Below are 18,704 nucleotides of genomic sequence, written 5' to 3'. Positions count from 1 at the left end.
CCGCTCGCCGTGCCGGCCAGGAAGCGAACATGAGCGACACCGACACCCGACGTTCCCCCTTCAGCCGACGTGCGACCCCGACGGGTCCCCGCGCGACGTTCCGGCAACTCCTCCCCTTCATCTTCGAGCACCGCCCGGTGCTCATCGTCGTCGCGGTGCTGAGCGTCATCGGCGCACTCGCGAGCCTCGCCCAGCCACTCCTCGTCAGCCAGGTCATCACGGTCGTCGAAGCGAGCGAACCGCTCGGCGGCATCGTCTGGGCACTCGTCGCCCTCGTCGTGATCAGCGCCATCATCACCGGGTACCAGCACTACCTGTTGCAGCGCACGGGCGAAGGCGTCGTGCTCTCGAGCCGGAAGCGGCTCATCGGCAAGCTCCTGCGCCTGCCCATCGCGGAGTTCGACACCCGCCGCACGGGCGACCTCGTCTCGCGCGTCGGCAGCGACACGACGATGCTCCGCGCCGTGCTCACGCAGGGCCTCGTCGAAGCGGTCGGCGGCGCCGTCACCTTCGTCGGGGCGCTCATCGCCATGCTCATCATCGACCCCGTGCTGCTCGGACTCACGGTGCTCGTCATCGCGGTCGCCATCACCACGGTGACGCTGCTCTCGCGCCGCGTTCGCGAGGCGTCGCACGCGGCGCAGGAGAAGATCGGCGACGTCGCGGCATCCGTAGAACGTGCGATCAGCGCCGTGCGCACCATTCGTGCAGCCGGCGCCACCGAACGCGAGATCCGCGACGTCGAGGGCCAGGCTGAGAGCGCGTGGCAGATGGGCGTCAACGTCGCCAAGATCTCGGCGCTCATCGTGCCGATCGCCGGCATCGCGATGCAGGTGTCATTCCTCGTCGTGCTCGGCGTCGGCGGGTTCCGAGTGGCATCCGGCGCCATCACGGTCGCGAACCTCGTGGCGTTCATCCTCTTCCTGTTCATGATGATCCTGCCGCTCGGCCAGGCCTTCGGCGCGATCACCTCGGTGAACCAGGCGCTCGGCGCACTCGGCCGCATTCAGGAGATCCTCGACCTGCCCGATGAGGATGCCCACGATCGCGAACTCGCGCCGCTCGCCCTCATGGTCGGCGAGGCCAACGCCGCCGTGCTCCCCCACGCCGCTGCGATCGAGTTCGACGGCGTGCACTTCGCCTACGCGACGACCCGCTCCGATCCCGCCGACCCGGCGAACGACTCCTTCGACGAGCACCAGCCCGAGCCCGACATCACCGATCGGCAGCCGGTGCTGCGCGGCGTCTCGTTCCAGGTGCCGCGCGGGCAGCGCATCGCGCTCGTCGGACCCTCGGGCGCCGGCAAGTCGACCATCCTCGCGCTCATCGAGCGGTTCTACGATCCCTCGGTCGGCACGGTGCGCATGGGCGGTCTCGACCTGCGCTCGCTCGACCGCGCCGAGCTTCGCGCCCAGATCGGGTACGTCGAGCAGGACGCACCCGTGCTCGCCGGCAGCCTGCGGGACAATCTCAAGCTCGGCAGCCCCGAGGCCACCGACGCCGCGTGCGAGCAGGTGCTGCGCGCGGTGAATCTGGGCGGCGTGCTCGACCGCGACCCCGCCGGCCTCGACGCGGCGGTGGGCGAAGACGGCATCATGCTCTCGGGCGGCGAACGCCAGCGCCTTGCGATCGCTCGGGCGCTGCTCGCCGCTCCCCCGGTGCTGCTGCTCGACGAGTCGACGTCATCCCTCGACGGCGCCAACGAGCGCATGATGCGCGACGCGATCGACGCGGTCTCGGCCGGCCGCACGCTCATCGTGATCGCGCACCGCCTCTCGACGGTCATCGACTCCGACCGCATCGTCGTGCTCGACGAGGGCCGGGTGATCGGTGAAGGCACCCACGCCGAGCTCGTCGCGGCCGTGCCCCTCTACCGCGACCTCGCGGCGCACCAGCTGCTCGTCTGAGCGGCGGTCGGCTGCCGCTCAGTCGGCGACGGCAGACTCCGTCTCGACCGCCGCGCCGCGTTTCTGCCACGGCCAACGCCCCGAGATCTCGAGCTCGAGCGACCAGCTGAGGAAGGTTCGGATGAGCACGATCACGGCGAGCACCGCGACGGAATCGAGCGTCGGCGTCACCGCGACCGTCTTGATGATGTCGGCCGCGACGAGCAGTTCGAGTCCGAGCAGGATGGCTCGCCCGAGCACGCGGCGGAACCGCGTGTAGACGGGGCTGACACGTCGCAGCCCGCGGAGGCCTGCATCGACGATGGCATAGAGCACTCCGACGACGATGGCGATGACACCGAGGATGTCGATGACCTCACCGGTCGCCTCGATGATCTGGCCGAACTCGATGCCCATGCAGCCCCCCTCGCGGCACACGCTAGCGCCGAGGAGGTCTCCGGTGCGCGCGACGTGCCGGGAAACGGCAGGTCACGAGGGAGGGCGGGTGCCTCAGCATCCGCCCTCCCTCGTGAAATCGCCTACTCGGCGTGCTGCAGGTGGTAGCGCAGGCTCGCGAGCTCCGCCCGCAGCGCCGCAGGCACACGGTCGCCGAACTGGCCGAAGTACTCCTCGGTCAGGTCGCACTCGGCGAGCCACGAGTCGCGGTCGACGTCGAAGAGCTGCTCGAGCGCGGCATCCTCGATCTCGAGTCCGTCGAGGTCGAGTGAGTCGGACGCCGGGAGCAGGCCGATCGGCGTCTCGAGCGCGTCGCTGGAGCTCTCGAGGCGACCGACGATCCACTCGAGCACGCGCGAGTTCTCGCCGAATCCGGGCCACAGGAACGAGCCGTCGGCGCCCTTGCGGAACCAGTTGACCTGGAAGATCTTCGGCGCGTCGGTACCGAGCACGCGGCCCATCTTGACCCAGTGACCCCAGTAGTCGGCCATGTTGTAGCCGCAGAACGGGAGCATCGCGAAGGGGTCGCGTCGCAGCTCGCCGACGGTGCCCTCTGCGGCCGCGGTCTGCTCCGACGAGATCGTCGCGCCCATGAACACGCCGTGCTTCCAGCTGCGTGCCTCGGCGACGAGCGGCACGTTGGTCGCGCGGCGCCCGCCGAAGAGGATCGCGTCGATCGGCACGCCGTCGTGGGCGTCCCAGTCGTCGGAGATCTGCGGGCACTGGGCGGCGGCCACGGTGAAGCGCGAATTCGGGTGCGCGGCCGGGCGACCGGAGCCGGGCGTCCAGTGGTTGCCCTCCCAGTCGGTCAGCTCGGCAGGAGGCGTGTCGGTCAGCCCCTCCCACCAGATGTCGCCATCGGGCCGGAGGGCCACGTTCGTGAAGATCGTGTTGCCCCAGAGCGTCTGCACGGCGGTCGGATTCGTGCTCTCGCCCGTTCCGGGGGCGACGCCGAAGAAGCCGGCCTCGGGGTTGATCGCGTAGAGACGCCCGTCGGCACCGGGACGCATCCAGGCGATGTCGTCGCCGATCGTCTCGACCTTCCAGCCGGGAATCGTCGGACGGAGCATCGCGAGGTTCGTCTTGCCGCACGCCGACGGGAACGCTGCGGCGACGTGGTACGACTTGCCCTCGGGCGAGGTGATCTTGATGAGCAGCATGTGCTCGGCGAGCCAGCCCTCGTCGCGAGCCATCACCGAGGCGATGCGCAGCGCGAAGCACTTCTTCGCGAGCAGGGCGTTGCCGCCGTAGCCCGAGCCGTACGACCAGATCTCCCGCGAGTCGGGGAACTGCACGATGTACTTCGTCTCGTTGCACGGCCAGTCGACCTCTGCGCGGCGGTGGCCGACGCCGTCGATGAGGGGGTAGCCGACGGAGTGGATGGTTCGAACCCACGGTTCGCCCGCCTCGATGAGACGGTAGACGGCATCGCCCATGCGGGTCATGATGCCCATGTTGAGCACGACGTAGGGCGAGTCGGTGATCTCGACGCCGAGCTGCGAGATGGGGCCGCCGAGCGGGCCCATCGAGAAGGGGACGACGTACATCGTGCGGCCCTTCATCGAGCCGTCGAAGACGTCGGTGAGCTCTTCGCGCATCGCGTGCGGGTCGCGCCAGTTGTTCGTGGGGCCGGCGTCTTCCTCGTACGTCGAGCAGATGAAGGTGCGATCCTCGACGCGGGCGACGTCGCCCGCATCGGTGCGCGCGAGGTAGCTGTTGGGGCGCCATTCGGGGTTCAGTTTGATGAGCTTGCCCTCGGCGACGAGTTGCTTCGTCAGCAGATCGGCTTCGTGCTGGGAGCCGTCGCACCAGACGATCTCGTCAGGCTTGGTGAGCCCGGCGATCTCGTCGACCCAGGCGCGGAGGGCCGCGTCGGTGGTGCCGCGCGCGGCGCGAGTGGCGTCGGATGCCTCGGTGCCGATCGAGAAGTCGGAGATGGTCATCGTCGTCCCTTCCAAGTGGTGCCGACCGGGGTCGGAAAGAGTTCGTACTTCAAGAATGCGCGCCCTCACGACATCCGTACTGCCAATTCCAGCGTTAAGAAGCTGCAATCTTTCGCTATTCTTAAGCCATGAAGGCAGGCTCCCCAGACCTCGCAACACTCGGACAGCGCATCCGCCATTTCCGTGGCGAGCGCGGCCTCACCCTCGATCAGCTCGGCGAGGCGGTGGCGTTGGCCGGCAGCCAGCTGTCGCTCATCGAGAACGGCAAGCGCGAGCCGAAGCTCTCGACGCTCGACGCGCTCGCCGCCGCCCTCGGCGTCGACCTGGCCGACCTGCTCTCGCGCGAGGCGCCGAGCCGGCGGGCGGCCCTCGAGCTCGAACTCGGCCGAGCCCAGTCGAGCGCGCTCTACGCGAGCCTCGGACTGCCGGCCATCCGGCCGGGGCGCGGCATCACCGACGAATCCCTCGAGGCGATCGTCGGCCTGCACCACGAACTGCAACGGCGCGCGAGCGAGGCCATCGCCACGCCCGAAGAAGCGCGGCGCGCCAATACCGAGCTCCGCGAACTCATGCGCGAACGCGACAACTACCTGGTCGACATCGAGCAGCTCGCCGAAGACCAGGTGCACGCGTCAGGGCACCGTTCGGGCGCCCTCACCCACCGCGAGGTGAGCGTGATGGCCGAGCGGCTCGGCTTCCAGCTCATCTACGTCGACGACCTGCCGGATTCCACGCGATCGATCACCGACATCGCGAACGGCCGCATCTACCTGCCGCCGGCGTCGATCCCCGGCGGCCACGGGCTCCGCTCGATGGCGCTCCAAGCCGTGGCGCACCGATTGCTCGGACACGAGCGCCCGGCGAGCTACGCGGAGTTCCTCTGGCAACGGTTGCAGATCAACTACTTCGCAGCCGCTTGCCTGATGCCGCGCGAGGCATCCGTCACGTTCCTCCAGGCAGCCAAGAAGGAGAAGCGCCTCGCGATCGAAGACTTCCGCGACGCGTTCGGCGTCACCCACGAGGCCGCGGCGCTGCGATTCACGAATCTCGCCACCACGCACCTCGACATGACGCTGCACTTCTTGCGCGTCGCCGGCGACGGTGCGCTGCTGAAGGGCTACGAGAACGACGGGCTCCCGCTGCCGTCCGATGTCACCGGTTCGATCGAAGGCCAGTGGGTGTGCAAGAAGTGGAGCGCGCGCACGTCGTTCCGTCACACCAATCGAACGACCGAGAACTACCAGTACACCGACACCCCGGTCGGCACCTTCTGGTGCGCGACGCAGACCGGGCGAACGGACGCCGCGGACTTCTCGATCTCGGTCGGGGTGCCGTTCAACCAGGCCAAGTGGTTCCGCGGGCGCGAGACGACCCAGCGCGCCGTGTCGACGTGCCCCGAGGAGTCGTGCTGCCGGCGTGCACCGTCGGAGCTCGCCGAACGCTGGGCGGGGCGCGCCTGGCCGAGCGCCCGGCTGCACGCGCACGTGCTGTCGCCGCTGCCGTCGGGCACGTTCCCTGGTGTCGACGACTCCTCGGTGTACCAGTTCCTCGAGGCGCACGCCGAGCAGTAGCCCGCCGTGAGTTCCGTGACCACGGGATCACGGGGCATCCGTCGCGCTATGAAGTCTCTATTGCATTAGTGTGCGTCACACAGTATCGTGTGAGGCATGAACCCCGATGAAACGACAGCTGGGCACCTGCAGGAGCTCCGGCGCGGCACCGTCGTGCTCGCGTGCCTGGTGCGCCTGCGCATCCCCGACTACGGCTACGCGCTGCTCGAGTCGCTGAACGGGCTCGGCATCCTCGTCGACGCGAACACCCTGTACCCGCTGCTCCGGCGGCTCGAGAAGCAGGGCCTGTTGACGAGCGAGTGGAACACCGACGAGGCACGTCCTCGCAAGTTCTACCGCACGAGCCCGAGCGGCGAACAGCTCGCCGACGCCCTCATGACCGATTGGCGACGCATCGACGATGCGCTCGCCGGACTCACGACCGGAGACGAACGATGACCACCCTCACCGACCGCTACGTCTGGGCCGCCGCCCGCACCCTGCCCGAGGCGCAGCGCCCCGAGTTCGATCGAGAACTGCGCGAGCGCATCGGCGACGCGAGTGACGCGCTGATCGAACTCGGCGCCTCGACCGACGACGCCGAGCGCTCCGCGCTGATCGAACTCGGCGACCCAGCGGCGCTCGCGGCACACTATGTCGATCGACCGCTCCACCTCATCGGGCCGAAGTACTTCCTCGCGTGGTGGCGTCTGCTCAAACTGCTGCTCATCACCGTGCTGCCGTTCGCCGCACTCGGTATCGCGATCGCCCAGGCCGTCGGAGGCACGCCGGTCGGCGGCATCATCGGCGCCGTCATCGGCATCACGATCTCGGTCGCGGTGCACATCGCCTTCTGGACCACGTTCGTCTTCGCGATCCTCGAACGCACACCGGCCCCTGCGGGCCGGCGCGGAATCGACGCGCCGTGGACGCTCGACATGCTGCCCGCCGTGCCCGAGCCCGGCAAGGCGTCCCGGCTCGCCGAGCTCATCGCGTCGGTCGTGATGCTCACGGTGTTCGCCGCCGCGATCGTCGTGCAGCAGTTCGGGATCCCGTGGGTGCCCGAGCTGGCATCGGTGCCGATCCTCGACCCCGCCCTGTGGTCGTTCTGGCTGCCGTACTTCCTCGGGCTGATCGGCCTCGAGATCCTGTTCGCCGTGGCGATCTTCGCCTGGGGATGGAACTGGTGGCTCGCCACCGCGAACATCGTGCTCAACGCCGCGTTCACGATTCCGGCGGTCTGGCTGTTCACGACCGGCCAGCTGCTCAACGAGTCGGCCCTCGAGGTGATGCGGTGGCCGTGGGGCGACTCCGCACCGGTGATCGTGGCCGTCATCGTCGTCGTGGCGATCGGTGCCGCCCTGTGGGACATCGTCGACGGCTTCATCAAGGCGTCGCGCGCGCAGGGGGCAGCACGACTCGCCGCCTGATCGGTACGACGGATGCCGCGTGCTCGCCCGGGTGGCGGCTGCACGCGGCATCCGGCTGCCTTCGACGGCTACTTCGGCTGCATGCGGATCGCGCCGTCGAGGCGGATCGTCTCGCCGTTCAGCATCGGATTCGCGATGATCGAGCGCACGAGCGCGGCGTATTCGGTGGGGTGCCCGAGCCGCGACGGGTGCGGCACCTGCGCCTCGAGCGACGCCCGCACGTCGTCGGCCATTCCGGCCATCATGGGCGTCTCGAAGATGCCAGGAGCGATCGTGACGACGCGGATGAGCAGCTTCGAGAGGTCGCGCGCGATGGGCAGTGTCATGCCGGCCACCGCCGCCTTCGACGCCGCGTAGGCGGCTTGGCCGATCTGGCCGTCGAACGCCGCGACCGATGCCGTGTTGACGATCACTCCGCGCTCCGCGGTGGCCGGGCCACCCGGCACTCCGCCCGAGGCGGGTTCGGTCGCGGCCATCGCTGCTGCAGCGAGTCGGGTGACGTTGAAGGTGCCGATCAGATTCACGCGGATCGTGCGCTCGAACGCCTCGAGCGACGCTGGGCCGTCGCGACCCACGGTGCGGCCCGCGGTGACGATTCCGGCGCAACTCACGGCGACTCGCAACGGTGCGAGCGCAGACGCCGCGTCGACGGCGGCCTGCACCTCGGCCTCGTTCGCGACATCCGCTGCGACGAAGCGTGCCCGCTCGCCGAGTTCGGCGGCGGCCTCCTCGCCACGTGGACCGGGCAGGTCGATGAGCACGACCGATGCCCCGCCGTCGATGAGTGCTCGCGCGGTCGCTCGGCCGAGGCCGGATGCACCGCCGGTGACGATCGCGGATGCGCCGTCGAGTTCCATGTGAGTCCTTTCGTCGGTTGAGCGGATCGGGTCGGCGCGATCAGATGCGTTCGATGATCGTGGCGTTGGCCATGCCGCCGCCCTCGCACATCGTCTGCAGGCCGTACCGCCCGCCCGAAGCTTCGAGCTGATTGACGAGCGTCGTGAGCAGGCGCGTGCCAGAGGAGCCGAGCGCATGGCCGAGGGCGATCGCGCCGCCCCGCGGGTTCAGCTTCGCGGCATCCGCGCCGGTCTCGCGCAGCCACGCGAGCGGCACCGACGCGAACGCCTCATTGACTTCGTAGGCGTCGATGTCATCGTGCCCCAGCCGAGCGCGCTCGAGCACCTTCGCCGTCGCCGGGATCACGCCGGTGAGCATGTACAGCGGGTCGCTGCCGACCACTGAGAACGCGCGGAACCTCGCCCGCGGCGTGAGTCCCAGCTGCTCGGCGCGCTCTGCGCTCATGATGAGCGCGGCCGAGGCGCCGTCGGTGAGCGGCGAGGAGTTGCCCGGCGTGATGTGCCAGTCGATCTCGGGGAAGCGCTCGGCGAGCTCGTCGGTGCGGAAGGCGGGATTCAGACCGGCCAGTGAATCGACGGATGTCGCGGGCCGAACGGTCTCGTCGGTGAGCGTGTCGACCCCGGCGACGGGCACGACCTCGCTCGCGAACGCGCCGGTCGACTGCGCCACCGCGGCGAGCGTGTGCGAGTGCGCCGCGAAGTCGTCGAGCTCGGCGCGCGAGAAGCCCCATTTCGCCGCGATGAGCTCGGCGGAGACCCCCTGGTTCACGAGGCCGTCGGGGTAGCGGGAGCGGATCCGCGACCCGTAGGGATCGGCGCCGGCAGTGCTCGATCCGAGACGCACCCGGCTCATCGATTCGACCCCGCAGGCGATGACGATATCGGCCTGGCCGGCGAGCACCGCCTGGGCGGCGAAGGTCGCAGCCTGTTGGCTCGATCCGCACTGGCGGTCGATCGTCGTGCCGGGCACGCTCTCGGGGAAGCCGGCCGCGAGCACGGCGTTGCGGGTGATGTTGTAGCTCTGCTCGCCGATCTGGCTGACGCAGCCGCCGATGACGTCGTCGATCAGCGCCGGGTCGAGGTCGTTGCGGTTCACGACCGTGTCGAGCACCCCGGCGAGGAGGTCGACCGGGTGGATCTCGGAGAGGATGCCTCCGGGTTTGCCGCGACCAACGGGCGTGCGGACGACGTCGACGATGACGGCTTCGGTGCTCATGCTCCCCAGCCTACGTCGCGCTTCGTGCTACTCGACCAGCGCGAGCACCTCGCGTTCGAGCGCGACCGGCTGCCGCTCGGGCAGCACGACGGGGTGGCTTCCCGCCATCGCCTCGATGACCCGTACGACCTGGCACGAGTAGCCGTATTCGTTGTCGTACCAGACGTAGACGATGGCATCGGTGCCGTCGGCGATCGTCGCAAGGCCGTCGACGATACCGGCGCGGTTCGAACCGACGAAGTCGGTGGAGACCACCTCGGGCGACTCGATGTAATCGATCTGCTGGCGCAGCGGCGAGGTGAGCGAGACCTGGCGCAGGTAGCGATTGAGCTGCGGCTTCGATGCCGGCTGCTCGAGCTGCAGGTTCAGGATCGCGAGCGAGACATCGGGCGTCGGCACCCGGATGGCGCTGCCGGTGAGCTTGCCCGCGAACGACGGCAGCGCTTTGGCGACGGCCTTCGCAGCACCGGTCTCGGTGATCACCATGTTGAGGGCGGCCGAGCGCCCGCGCCGATCACCCGAGTGGAAGTTGTCGATCAGGTTCTGGTCGTTCGTGAAGGAGTGCACCGTCTCGACGTGCCCGCGCACGACCCCGTATGCGTCGTCGATCGCCTTCAGCACCGGCGTGATCGCATTCGTCGTGCACGAGGCGGCGGAGAGAATGCGATCGTCTGGCGAGATGTCGTCGTGGTTGATGCCGTGCACGATGTTCTTGATCGCGCCCTTGCCGGGAGCCGTGAGCAGCACCCGGGCGACGCCGGTCGACTGCAGGTGCTGCGAGAGCCCTGCCTCGTCGCGCCAGCGACCGGTGTTGTCGACGACGATCGCGTCGTCGATGCCGTAGGCCGTGTAGTCGATCGACGCCGGGTCGTTCGAGTAGATGACCTGGATGAGCGTGCCGTTCGCGAGGATCGTGCCGGCCCGCTCGTCGACCTCGATCGTGCCGGCGAACGGACCGTGCACCGAGTCCCGCCGCAAGAGGCTCGCTCGCTTGACCAGGTCGTTGTCGGAACCCTTGCGCACGACGATCGCGCGAAGGCGTAGCCCCTTGCCGTTGCCGGCGTGCGCGATGAGGATTCGGGCGAGCAGGCGGCCGATGCGTCCGAAGCCGTAGAGCACGACATCGGTTCCGGATGCCTCGGGCTCCCCCTCGGCCGCGATCACCGACGTGAGCTCGTCGCGCACGAAGTCGGCGAGCTCGCGGGCATCGCCCTCGCCGACGGCATCGGAGTACCGGGCCACGAGACGTGCGACGTCGACCGAGGCGGGCCCGGGCGCGATCTCGCGCAGCACCTCGAGCACGCGCATCGTGTCGGCGAGATCGAGCTCGACCTCACCGGCCTGCCGGGCGAAGCGATGCGCCTTCAGCAGCGCGATGGCGGACCTGTTGATGAGTCGTCGGCCGTGGATGGAGGTCACCACCCCGTGGTCTCGGTAGAGGCCGCCGATGAGCGGGATCATCCGCTCGGCGAGCTCCTCTTTGGCGATCCATTCGGTGCGGCGGGCGTCGAACTCGTGGCTCACGGTCTTCCTTCTCGGTCGAGCGTGCGATGGGCGTCGTCGACCAGGTCCTCGCGGCGAGTCTGCCGAGTGGGCAGCGTCGGCCGCATTCTCTTCGGGGGATGCGTCGATTCTACGGATGTCCCCCGAGGATGTGCTGTGCGCCGGGGTCGGGCGGCCAGGTCAGCCGGCGGTCGGGTCGTCGTCGACGAACCGGATGTCGGAGACGGCGACGCGCTGCGGCACCCCCTCGAACACGGCGGCTCGCTCGGGCGAGGCCATGTACGTCTGCTCGAGTCGGGTGAACTCGGCTCGGTCGCCCGGTGCGCTCACCGCCCAGACGAACTCGTTCGACTCGCGGATGCCGTAGGCGAACTCGATCGCGAATCCGGCCGCGGGGCGCACGATCGGCATCGACCCCGCGAACCATGCGACGAACGCATCGTATTCTCCGTCGACGAGTGTGTAGCGGCGCAGCTGAATGGTCTTCACCCGACCATTCTGCCGTGTGCCGCGGCTGACTGCACCGCCGCCTCTCAACGCGTGCGGCTCGGCGGACGCGAGGTAGGATCGGCGAGTCCGGCAACTTGGCGCCGGTGCTCGAAAAAGGGGCATGAAGCCACCCCCCGGGGTCGCGAGACACATACGGAATCCAACATCCGTCTGTCTCACCTGGAGCCCTCATGCCCACCGTCGCCGCACTCGTCGCGCACACCCTCAGCCGCCACATCGACCACGTCTTCGGGGTCATGGGCAACGGCAACGCCCTCTTCCTCGACGCCATCGACCGCACCTCGGCCGGCTATACCGCCCTCCGTCACGAGGCGGGCGCGGTGGTCGCGGCCGACGCGCACTTCCGGGCATCCGGGCGCCTCGCCGCGGCCACCGCGACGTACGGCGCCGGCTTCACGAACACGCTCACCCCCCTCGCGGAGGCCGTGCAGGCGCGCATCCCGGTGGTGCTCGTCGTCGGCGACGAACCGACCACCGGCCCGCGCCCGTGGGCTGTCGACCAGATCGCCATGGCATCGGGGGTGGGCGCGCGCACTTTCACGGTCGGGCGCACGGATTCCGCCGCCACCACGCTGCTCGCGATCGAGCACGCGCTGGCGAACCGCACGGCGGCGGTGCTGGCGATCCCCTACGACGTCGGCGGGTTCGACGTCGGGCCGCTCGACCCCGAGGTCGCGGGCGCCGCCGCGCCCGCCCTGCGCCTGCCCGGCCCGCTCGCGCCGACGGGCGAGTTCGCGACGCATGCCGTCGCCGAACTCGCCGCGACGCTCGCGAGCGCCCGCCGGCCGCTCCTCCTCGCCGGCCGCGGCGCCTGGCTCGCGAACGCGGGAGAGGCGCTCGGTGCGCTCGCGGACGCGACCGGCGCGCTCACGGTCTCGAGCGCCCTCGGTCGCGGCGTCTTCCCCGACGGCCGGTTCGACCTCGGCGTGGCCGGTGGCTTCGGCGCGGAGCGGGCGATGGAGCTCGTGCGCGATGCCGACGTCGTGGTCGTCTTCGGCGCATCCCTCAACCAGTTCACGATGCGGTTCGGCGAGCTCTTCGCCCCGGGCGCTCGCGTCGTGCAGGTGGATGTCTCCGCCACGGCGACGCACGCGAACGTGACGGGCTTCATTCGCGGCGACGCCGCCGTCGTCGCCCGTGCGCTGCTCGCCGAGCTCGAGATGCTCGGCGCCGGGCCGGCAGGCTGGCGCGAGTCGGTCGACGTCACGGCCGCACGCAGCTACGACGCCGGCGTCGGACTCGCGCCCGACGGCCGGCTCGACCCGCGCAGCGTGGCCGACCGGCTCGCGGCAGTGCTGCCCGACGATCGGGTCGTCGTCTCGGACGGCGGTCACTTCATCGGCTGGGCGAACATGTACTGGCCGATCGCCTCGCCCGACCGCATGATCATGGTCGGCACCGCCTTCCAGTCGATCGGCTTCGGGTTCCCGAGCGTCGCGGGCGCCGCCATCGCCCGGCCGGACTCGACGATCGTGCTCACGACCGGGGACGGCGGCGGGCTGATGGCCCTGGCCGACCTCGAGAGCGCCGTGCGGGTCGCCGGCGGGCGCGGCATGGCCGTTGTGTGGAACGACGCCGCCTACGGCGCCGAAGTGCACCTCTACGGCAAGAAGGGCCTCGCCGAGGCGCCGATGCTGATTCCCGAGACCGACTTCGCCGGGCTTTCAGCCGCGGTCGGCGCAGAGGGCGTCGTCGTGCGCGAGCTGCCCGACCTCGAACGTCTTGCGACCTGGTCGGCCGAGCCCGTGCACGAACGCCGCTTCCTCGTGCTCGACTGCCGGATCTCGGGCAGCGTCGTCGCGCCCTACCAACAGGAGATCGTTCGCGTGAACAGCTGAGACGGCGAGGTGCTGATCAGATACGATGTGAGATACCAAACGCAGGACCCTCGACAACGAAGTGGAGCCGCACGTTGCTAGATCCCGCTCGCATCGCCGAGATCGCCGACGAACTCCTCGCGGCCGACCGTGACCGCACGACCGTGCCGCTCCTGACCGCCCGCAATCCCGGCATGAGCATCGACGACGCCTACGCCGTGCAACGACTCTGGGCCGACCGCCGCGTCGCCACCGGGCGGCGGATCGTCGGGCGCAAGATCGGCCTCACCTCCAAGGTCATGCAGGTCGCCACCGGCATCACCGAACCGGACTACGGCGTCATCTTCGACGACATGGTGATCGAGTCCGGGGCATCCGTCGAGTTCGATCGCTTCTCGAACGTGCGCATCGAGGTCGAGCTCGCGTTCGTGCTCGCCAAACCGCTCGAGGGGCCGAACACGACGATCTTCGACGTGCTCGACGCCACCGCCTACGTCGTACCGGCCCTCGAGATCCTGAACTCGCACATCGAGATGACCGGCCGCACGATCGTCGACACGATCAGCGACAACGCGGCCATGGGCGCGATGGTCATCGGCGGTCGTCCCGTGAAGGTCGACGAGGTCGACCTCCGTTGGGTCGCCGCCCTGCTCTCCCGCAACCAGACCATCGAGGAATCGGGTGTCGCCGCCGCGGTGCTCGGCCATCCGGCCATGGGAGTCGCCTGGCTGGCGAACAAACTCGCACAGCACGATCAGGCGCTCGGCGCGGGCGAGATCATCCTCGCCGGATCGTTCACCCGCCCGATGTGGGTCGAACGCGGCGACACGGTGCACGCGGACTACGGACAGTTGGGAGCCATCACATGCCGGTTCGAATGACCCTGCCACCGACGCTCGGCGCGCGGCTCGCGGCATCCGACCGCACGCAGTTCGGCGCCTGGGTGTGCTCGGGCAGCGCGATCAACGCCGAGATCGTGGCCGGCAGCGGCCTCGACATCGTGCTCATCGACGCCGAGCACTCGCCCAACAGCCTCGAGTCGCTTCTCGCCCAACTGCAGGCCGTCGCCGCCTACCCGGTGACGCCGATCGTGCGACCTCCGTTCGGCGACCCCGTCGTCATCAAGCAGTACCTCGACATCGGCGTGCAGAACCTGCTGATTCCGATGGTCGACTCGGTCGAGCACGCCGAAGCCATGGTGCGTGCGGTGCGGTACCCGCCGCACGGCATCCGCGGGGTCGGGAGCGCGCTCGCTCGCGCGTCACGATGGAACCGCGTCGAGCACTACCTCGCCGACGCATCGTCGACGATCTCGCTCTTCGTGCAGATCGAGACGGCGTCCGCGCTGGCGCAGGTCGAACGGATCGCCGCGGTCGACGGCGTCGACGGCATCCTCATCGGGCCGGCCGACCTCGCCGCCTCCATGGGGTTCATCGGCCAGCAGGAGCATCCCGATGTCGTGGCCGGAGTGCTTCGCTCGATCGAGGCGGCCCGAACAGCAGGCAAGCCGGCCGGGGTCAATGCGTTCGCCCCCGCCGCCGCCGACCGCTACGCCGAGGCCGGCGCGGCATTCGTGCTCGTCGGCGCCGACGTGGCGTTGCTGGCCCGCGCGGCGGAGGCGCTCGCCGATCGCTTCGGGACCGGCTCGGACGCCGCAGCTCGCCCCGGCTCCTGACCCGCTTCCCTCGGAGCGAGTAATCGTATATCATTTCAAATACCAACTGACGAGGATGTCCATGACCGACTCCGGCATCACCCCCGGCAAGATCATCGCCGTGCACCTCAACTACCCGTCGCGGGCCGCGCAGCGGGGTCGTACGCCGGCGCAGCCCAGCTACTTCTTGAAGCCCGCGTCGTCGCTCGCCGGGAGCGGTGGCACGATCGAGCGCCCCGCGGGTACCGAATTGCTCGCGTTCGAGGGCGAGATCGCGCTCGTGATCGGCGAGCCCGCTCGGTGGGTCTCCCCCGACGAGGGCTGGCGCCACGTGGCATCCGTCACCGCGGCCAATGACTTCGGCCTCTACGACCTGCGCGCCGCCGACAAGGGCTCGAACGTGCGCTCGAAGGGCGGCGACGGGTTCACTCCGCTCGGCCCGCGGATGATCCCTGCGGACTCCATCACCTCAGACGGGCTGCGCGTGCGCACCTGGGTGAACGGCTCGCTCGCGCAAGACGACACGAGCGACACGCTGCTCTTCTCCTTCGGCCGGCTCGTCGCCGATCTCTCGCAGCACCTGACCCTCGAGACGGGCGATGTGATCCTCACCGGCACGCCGGCGGGCTCCTCGGTGGTCGTGCCGGGCGACGTCGTCGAGGTCGAGGTCGATGCACCGGATGCGCCGGGGACGCCGAGCAGCGGCCGGCTCGTGACCACCGTGACCGCCGGCGATGCACCGTTCGGCGAGTTCGGCGCGAAGCCCATGGTCGACGAGCAGCAGCGCGTGGAGGCCTGGGGCTCCGAGCACGCACTGGCCGCCGCCGTCCTCGAGGGTCGTGCCGCACAGCCCGCCGGAGATGAGCTCGACCCGCCGACATCCGACGCCTCACCGACGCCGCCGACTGGGATCCTCACCGACGAGCTGAAGACGGCGATCGGCGGAGTCGCGGTCGCGACGCTCTCGGTGGCGCTCCGCAAGCGCGGTTACCACGACGTCTTCATCGAGGGCGTGCATGCGAACCATCCGGGCGATCGCATCGTCGGCCTCGCGAAGACGCTGCGGTTCATCCCGTTCCGGCCCGACCTCTTCCAGAGCCACGGCGGAGGGTTCAACGCGCAGAAGCTCGCGTTCGACACCGTCTCCCCCGGCGAGGTACTCGTCGTCGACGCCCGCGGCGAGCGCGGCACCGGCACCGTCGGCGACGTGCTCGCGCTCCGCGCCCAGGTGCGCGGCGCCGCCGGCATCGTCACCGACGGCGGTGTCCGTGACTTCGACGCCGTCGCCGAGTTCGAGATCCCGGTGTTCTCGCAGGGCCCGCACCCGAGCGTCCTCGGCCGCAAGCACGTGCCGTGGGAGGTCGACGTCACGATCGCCTGCGGCGGCGCTGCCGTGCAGCCGGGCGACGTCATCGTGGGCGACGGCGACGGCGTCATCGTGATCCCGCCGCAGCTCGTCGAAGAGGTCGTCGCCGAGGCGGTCGAGCAGGAGCGGCAGGAGGCCTGGGTCGCCGAGCAGGTCGCCACCGGGGCATCCGTCGACGGGTTGTTCCCCATGAACGCCGAGTGGCTCGCCAGATACCGGGCGGAGATCACCCGGCGACCGGCTCAAGCACCCGAGAACGCACCGGGCGGAGAGCGATGAACGTCGAGAGCAAGTCGCAGCAGGCATACCGGTTCCTGCGCGAGCGCATCGACGACGGTCGCTACGTGCCCGGGTACCGCCTCGTGCTCGGCTCGATCGCCCGCGAGCTCGACGTGAGCGTCGTGCCCGTGCGCGAGGCGATCAGGCGGCTCGAGGCCGAGGGGCTCGTCAGCTTCGAGCGCAACGTGGGTGCGCAGGTCGCGCTCATCAACGAGACCGAGTACCTGCACACGATGCAGACCCTGTCGATCGTCGAAGGGGCAGCGACGTCGCTCTCGGCGCCGTACCTCACCGCCGACCACCTCCGGCGAGCGCGTGCGATCAACGAGCGGATGCGACGCAGCCTCGACGAGTTCGATCCGCGCCGCTTCACCGTGCTGAACCTTGAGTTCCACGCCGTGCTGTTCGAGGAATGCCCGAATCCGCACCTGCTCGACCTCGTGCATCGCGGCTGGAGCCGCATGAAGGTGCTGCGCGACTCCTCGTTCAGCTTCGTGCCGCGGCGGGCCCACGAGTCGGTCGACGAGCACGAGCGCATCGTCGCACTCATCGAGGCGGGCGCCGCACCGCTCGAGATCGAACTCGCCTCGCGAGCGCACCGCACCGCGACACTCGACGCGATGCTCGCCTACCAGGCCGAGCACCGGCCCGCCGGTGCGAGCGCCCTCCCCGCGTCTCCCCCAGTTCCGGCGTTCGCCGCCACCACCGACGAGGAAGCATCATGACACATCACATTCCCGAGGGCCTGCCCGACCGCATCCGCCACTTCATCGACGGCGAGTTCGTCGACTCGGTCGGCGGTGAGACGTTCGACGTGCTCGACCCCGTCTCGAACGAGACGTACGTACAGGCAGCCGCCGGCCAGCGGGCCGACATCGACCTCGCCGTCGCCGCCGCGAGGCGCGCCTTCACCGACGGCCCCTGGCCGCGGATGCTGCCGCGGCAGCGCTCCCGCGTGCTGCACAACGTCGCCGACCTCGTCGAGGCGAGCGACCGGCGCCTCGCCGAGCTCGAGACCTTCGACACGGGCCTGCCGATCACGCAGGCGCTCGGCCAGGCTCAGCGCGCTGCCGAGAACTTCCGCTTCTTCGCCGACCTCATCGTCGCCCAGCGCGATGACACCTACAAGGTGCCCGGGCGCCAGGTGAACTACGTGAACCGCAAGCCGATCGGCGTCGCGGGCCTCATCACCCCGTGGAACACCCCGTTCATGCTCGAGTCGTGGAAACTCGCCCCCGCGCTCGCGACCGGCAACACCGTCGTGCTGAAGCCCGCCGAGTTCACGCCGCTGTCGGCGTCGCTCTGGGCCGAGATCTTCCGCGAGGCCGGCGTGCCCGACGGGGTGTTCAACCTCGTCAACGGGCTCGGCGAGGAAGCGGGCGACGCGCTCGTGAAGCATCCCGACGTGCCGCTCATCTCCTTCACGGGCGAGAGCCGCACCGGTCAGATCATCTTCGGCAACGCGGCTCCGTTCCTGAAGGGCCTCTCGATGGAGCTCGGCGGCAAATCGCCGGCCGTCGTCTTCGCCGACGCCGACCTCGACTCCGCGCTCGATGCGACCGTGTTCGGCGTGTTCTCGCTGAACGGCGAGCGCTGCACTGCGGGGTCCCGCATCCTCGTCGAGCGGGCGATCTACGACGAGTTCGTCGAACGCTACGCCGAGCGGGCTCGCAACATCGTCGTCGGGGACCCGTACGACCCCGCGACCGAGGTCGGCGCACTCGTACACCCCGAGCACTACGAGAAGGTGATGAGCTACGTCGAGATCGGCAAGACCGAGGGTCGCCTCGTCGCCGGCGGCGGTCGCCCAGAGGGCCTCGAACAGGGCAACTACGTCGCCCCGACCGTCTTCGCGGATGTCGCCCCCGACGCCCGCATCTTCCAGGAGGAGATCTTCGGGCCAGTCGTCGCGATCACCCCGTTCGACTCCGACGACGAGGCTCTGGCACTCGCGAACGACACGAGGTACGGGCTCGCCGCCTACATCTGGACGAACAACCTCAAGCGCGCCCACAACTTCTCCCAGTCGGTCGAGGCCGGAATGGTGTGGCTGAACTCCAACAACGTGCGCGACCTGCGCACGCCCTTCGGCGGCGTCAAGGCCTCGGGCCTCGGGCACGAGGGCGGCTACCGCTCGATCGACTTCTACACCGACCAGCAGGCGGTGCACATCACGCTGAACGAGGCGCATTCGCCGCGCTTCGGCGCCGCGAGGGTCGAGTAGCGAAGCGTCTCGA

At 69.7% G+C, this 18,704-nt stretch carries 16 protein-coding genes; 10 read left to right on the top strand and 6 right to left on the bottom strand.

The window, feature by feature from the left end:
- The first annotated feature begins 29 nt into the window (after positions 1-29).
- Positions 30-1,907, top strand: a complete 1,878-nt coding sequence (locus AC6CH0_RS10750; protein ID WP_498100540.1) for an ABC transporter ATP-binding protein — start codon at positions 30-32, stop codon at positions 1,905-1,907.
- 18 nt (positions 1,908-1,925) lie between these two features.
- Here AC6CH0_RS10750 and AC6CH0_RS10745 read toward each other — a convergent pair whose 3' ends face one another.
- Both AC6CH0_RS10745 and AC6CH0_RS10740 read right to left on the bottom strand, forming a co-directional pair.
- Entirely contained in the window at positions 1,926-2,297 is a 372-nt protein-coding gene (locus AC6CH0_RS10745; protein ID WP_498101104.1) for a DUF1622 domain-containing protein, read from the bottom strand.
- Positions 2,298-2,425: 128 nt separating this feature from the next.
- Positions 2,426-4,285, bottom strand: a complete 1,860-nt coding sequence (locus tag AC6CH0_RS10740; protein ID WP_498100538.1) for a phosphoenolpyruvate carboxykinase (GTP) — start codon at positions 4,283-4,285, stop codon at positions 2,426-2,428.
- 128 nt (positions 4,286-4,413) lie between these two features.
- Here AC6CH0_RS10740 and AC6CH0_RS10735 point away from each other — a divergent pair, with 128 nt between their 5' ends.
- The 3 genes from AC6CH0_RS10735 (at position 4,414) to AC6CH0_RS10725 (ending at position 7,265) form a co-directional block, all read left to right on the top strand.
- Complete coding sequence (locus tag AC6CH0_RS10735; protein WP_498100536.1) at positions 4,414-5,856, top strand: helix-turn-helix domain-containing protein; 1,443 nt, start codon at positions 4,414-4,416, stop codon at positions 5,854-5,856.
- Between the two features lie 96 nt (positions 5,857-5,952).
- Positions 5,953-6,294 (top strand): PadR family transcriptional regulator, encoded by a 342-nt coding sequence (locus tag AC6CH0_RS10730; protein ID WP_498100534.1) that lies wholly within the window; start codon positions 5,953-5,955, stop codon positions 6,292-6,294.
- Complete coding sequence (locus tag AC6CH0_RS10725; protein WP_498100532.1) at positions 6,291-7,265, top strand: permease prefix domain 1-containing protein; 975 nt, start codon at positions 6,291-6,293, stop codon at positions 7,263-7,265. Before AC6CH0_RS10730 ends, AC6CH0_RS10725 begins: the two co-directional genes overlap by 4 nt.
- 68 nt (positions 7,266-7,333) lie before the next feature.
- Here the strand turns inward: AC6CH0_RS10725 and AC6CH0_RS10720 are convergent, their stop codons facing one another.
- From AC6CH0_RS10720 to AC6CH0_RS10705, 4 genes are all read right to left on the bottom strand, one after another.
- Positions 7,334-8,122, bottom strand: a complete 789-nt coding sequence (locus tag AC6CH0_RS10720) for an SDR family NAD(P)-dependent oxidoreductase (protein WP_498100530.1) — start codon at positions 8,120-8,122, stop codon at positions 7,334-7,336.
- 40 nt (positions 8,123-8,162) lie between these two features.
- The gene (locus AC6CH0_RS10715) at positions 8,163-9,338 is read right to left on the bottom strand and encodes a thiolase family protein (RefSeq protein WP_498100528.1); all 1,176 of its coding nucleotides are present in this window, start codon (positions 9,336-9,338) and stop codon (positions 8,163-8,165) included.
- Between the two features lie 27 nt (positions 9,339-9,365).
- The gene (locus AC6CH0_RS10710) at positions 9,366-10,862 is read right to left on the bottom strand and encodes a glyceraldehyde-3-phosphate dehydrogenase (RefSeq protein WP_498100526.1); all 1,497 of its coding nucleotides are present in this window, start codon (positions 10,860-10,862) and stop codon (positions 9,366-9,368) included.
- A 159-nt stretch (positions 10,863-11,021) separates the two neighbouring features.
- Positions 11,022-11,330: a hypothetical protein gene (locus AC6CH0_RS10705; protein ID WP_498100524.1), complete on the bottom strand. Its 309-nt coding sequence runs from the start codon at positions 11,328-11,330 to the stop codon at positions 11,022-11,024.
- A 191-nt stretch (positions 11,331-11,521) separates the two neighbouring features.
- On the opposite strand from AC6CH0_RS10705, the gene AC6CH0_RS10700 reads away from it, so the two are divergent.
- The 6 genes from AC6CH0_RS10700 to hpaE all read left to right on the top strand — a co-directional run bounded on the left by AC6CH0_RS10700 (position 11,522) and on the right by hpaE (position 18,691).
- Entirely contained in the window at positions 11,522-13,189 is a 1,668-nt protein-coding gene (locus tag AC6CH0_RS10700; RefSeq protein ID WP_498100522.1) for a thiamine pyrophosphate-binding protein, read from the top strand.
- A 74-nt stretch (positions 13,190-13,263) separates the two neighbouring features.
- Positions 13,264-14,049 (top strand): 2-oxo-hept-4-ene-1,7-dioate hydratase, encoded by a 786-nt coding sequence (gene hpaH, locus AC6CH0_RS10695; RefSeq protein ID WP_498100521.1) that lies wholly within the window; start codon positions 13,264-13,266, stop codon positions 14,047-14,049.
- Positions 14,034-14,843 carry an HpcH/HpaI aldolase family protein gene (locus AC6CH0_RS10690; protein ID WP_498100519.1) on the top strand — a complete coding sequence of 270 codons (810 nt, stop codon included), beginning with the start codon at positions 14,034-14,036 and terminating at the stop codon, positions 14,841-14,843. Before hpaH ends, AC6CH0_RS10690 begins: the two co-directional genes overlap by 16 nt.
- Positions 14,844-14,904: 61 nt before the next feature.
- Positions 14,905-16,467: a fumarylacetoacetate hydrolase family protein gene (locus tag AC6CH0_RS10685; RefSeq protein WP_498100517.1), complete on the top strand. Its 1,563-nt coding sequence runs from the start codon at positions 14,905-14,907 to the stop codon at positions 16,465-16,467.
- Positions 16,464-17,192, top strand: a complete 729-nt coding sequence (locus tag AC6CH0_RS10680) for a GntR family transcriptional regulator (protein ID WP_498100515.1) — start codon at positions 16,464-16,466, stop codon at positions 17,190-17,192. The genes AC6CH0_RS10685 and AC6CH0_RS10680 overlap by 4 nt, the downstream gene beginning before the upstream one ends.
- Complete coding sequence (gene hpaE, locus AC6CH0_RS10675) at positions 17,189-18,691, top strand: 5-carboxymethyl-2-hydroxymuconate semialdehyde dehydrogenase (RefSeq protein WP_498100513.1); 1,503 nt, start codon at positions 17,189-17,191, stop codon at positions 18,689-18,691. The genes AC6CH0_RS10680 and hpaE overlap by 4 nt, the downstream gene beginning before the upstream one ends.
- The last annotated feature ends 13 nt before the right edge of the window (positions 18,692-18,704 follow it).

Source organism: Agromyces sp. GQ35 (assembly GCF_059758475.1).
This window is presented reverse-complemented; position numbering and strand designations above follow the sequence as displayed.

What these genes read in the sequence shown, in the direction of transcription:
- AC6CH0_RS10735 (WP_498100536.1), top strand. Translation starts at nt 4,414, where the DNA reads ATGAAGGCAGGCTCCCCAGACCTCGCAACACTCGGACAGCGCATCCGC.
- AC6CH0_RS10740 (WP_498100538.1), bottom strand. Translation starts at nt 4,285, where the DNA reads ATGACCATCTCCGACTTCTCGATCGGCACCGAGGCATCCGACGCCACT.
- AC6CH0_RS10685 (WP_498100517.1), top strand. Translation starts at nt 14,905, where the DNA reads ATGACCGACTCCGGCATCACCCCCGGCAAGATCATCGCCGTGCACCTC.
- AC6CH0_RS10750 (WP_498100540.1), top strand. Translation starts at nt 30, where the DNA reads ATGAGCGACACCGACACCCGACGTTCCCCCTTCAGCCGACGTGCGACC.
- AC6CH0_RS10725 (WP_498100532.1), top strand. Translation starts at nt 6,291, where the DNA reads ATGACCACCCTCACCGACCGCTACGTCTGGGCCGCCGCCCGCACCCTG.
- AC6CH0_RS10680 (WP_498100515.1), top strand. Translation starts at nt 16,464, where the DNA reads ATGAACGTCGAGAGCAAGTCGCAGCAGGCATACCGGTTCCTGCGCGAG.
- AC6CH0_RS10690 (WP_498100519.1), top strand. Translation starts at nt 14,034, where the DNA reads ATGCCGGTTCGAATGACCCTGCCACCGACGCTCGGCGCGCGGCTCGCG.
- hpaE (WP_498100513.1), top strand. Translation starts at nt 17,189, where the DNA reads ATGACACATCACATTCCCGAGGGCCTGCCCGACCGCATCCGCCACTTC.
- AC6CH0_RS10720 (WP_498100530.1), bottom strand. Translation starts at nt 8,122, where the DNA reads ATGGAACTCGACGGCGCATCCGCGATCGTCACCGGCGGTGCATCCGGC.
- AC6CH0_RS10730 (WP_498100534.1), top strand. Translation starts at nt 5,953, where the DNA reads ATGAACCCCGATGAAACGACAGCTGGGCACCTGCAGGAGCTCCGGCGC.
- AC6CH0_RS10715 (WP_498100528.1), bottom strand. Translation starts at nt 9,338, where the DNA reads ATGAGCACCGAAGCCGTCATCGTCGACGTCGTCCGCACGCCCGTTGGT.
- AC6CH0_RS10700 (WP_498100522.1), top strand. Translation starts at nt 11,522, where the DNA reads ATGCCCACCGTCGCCGCACTCGTCGCGCACACCCTCAGCCGCCACATC.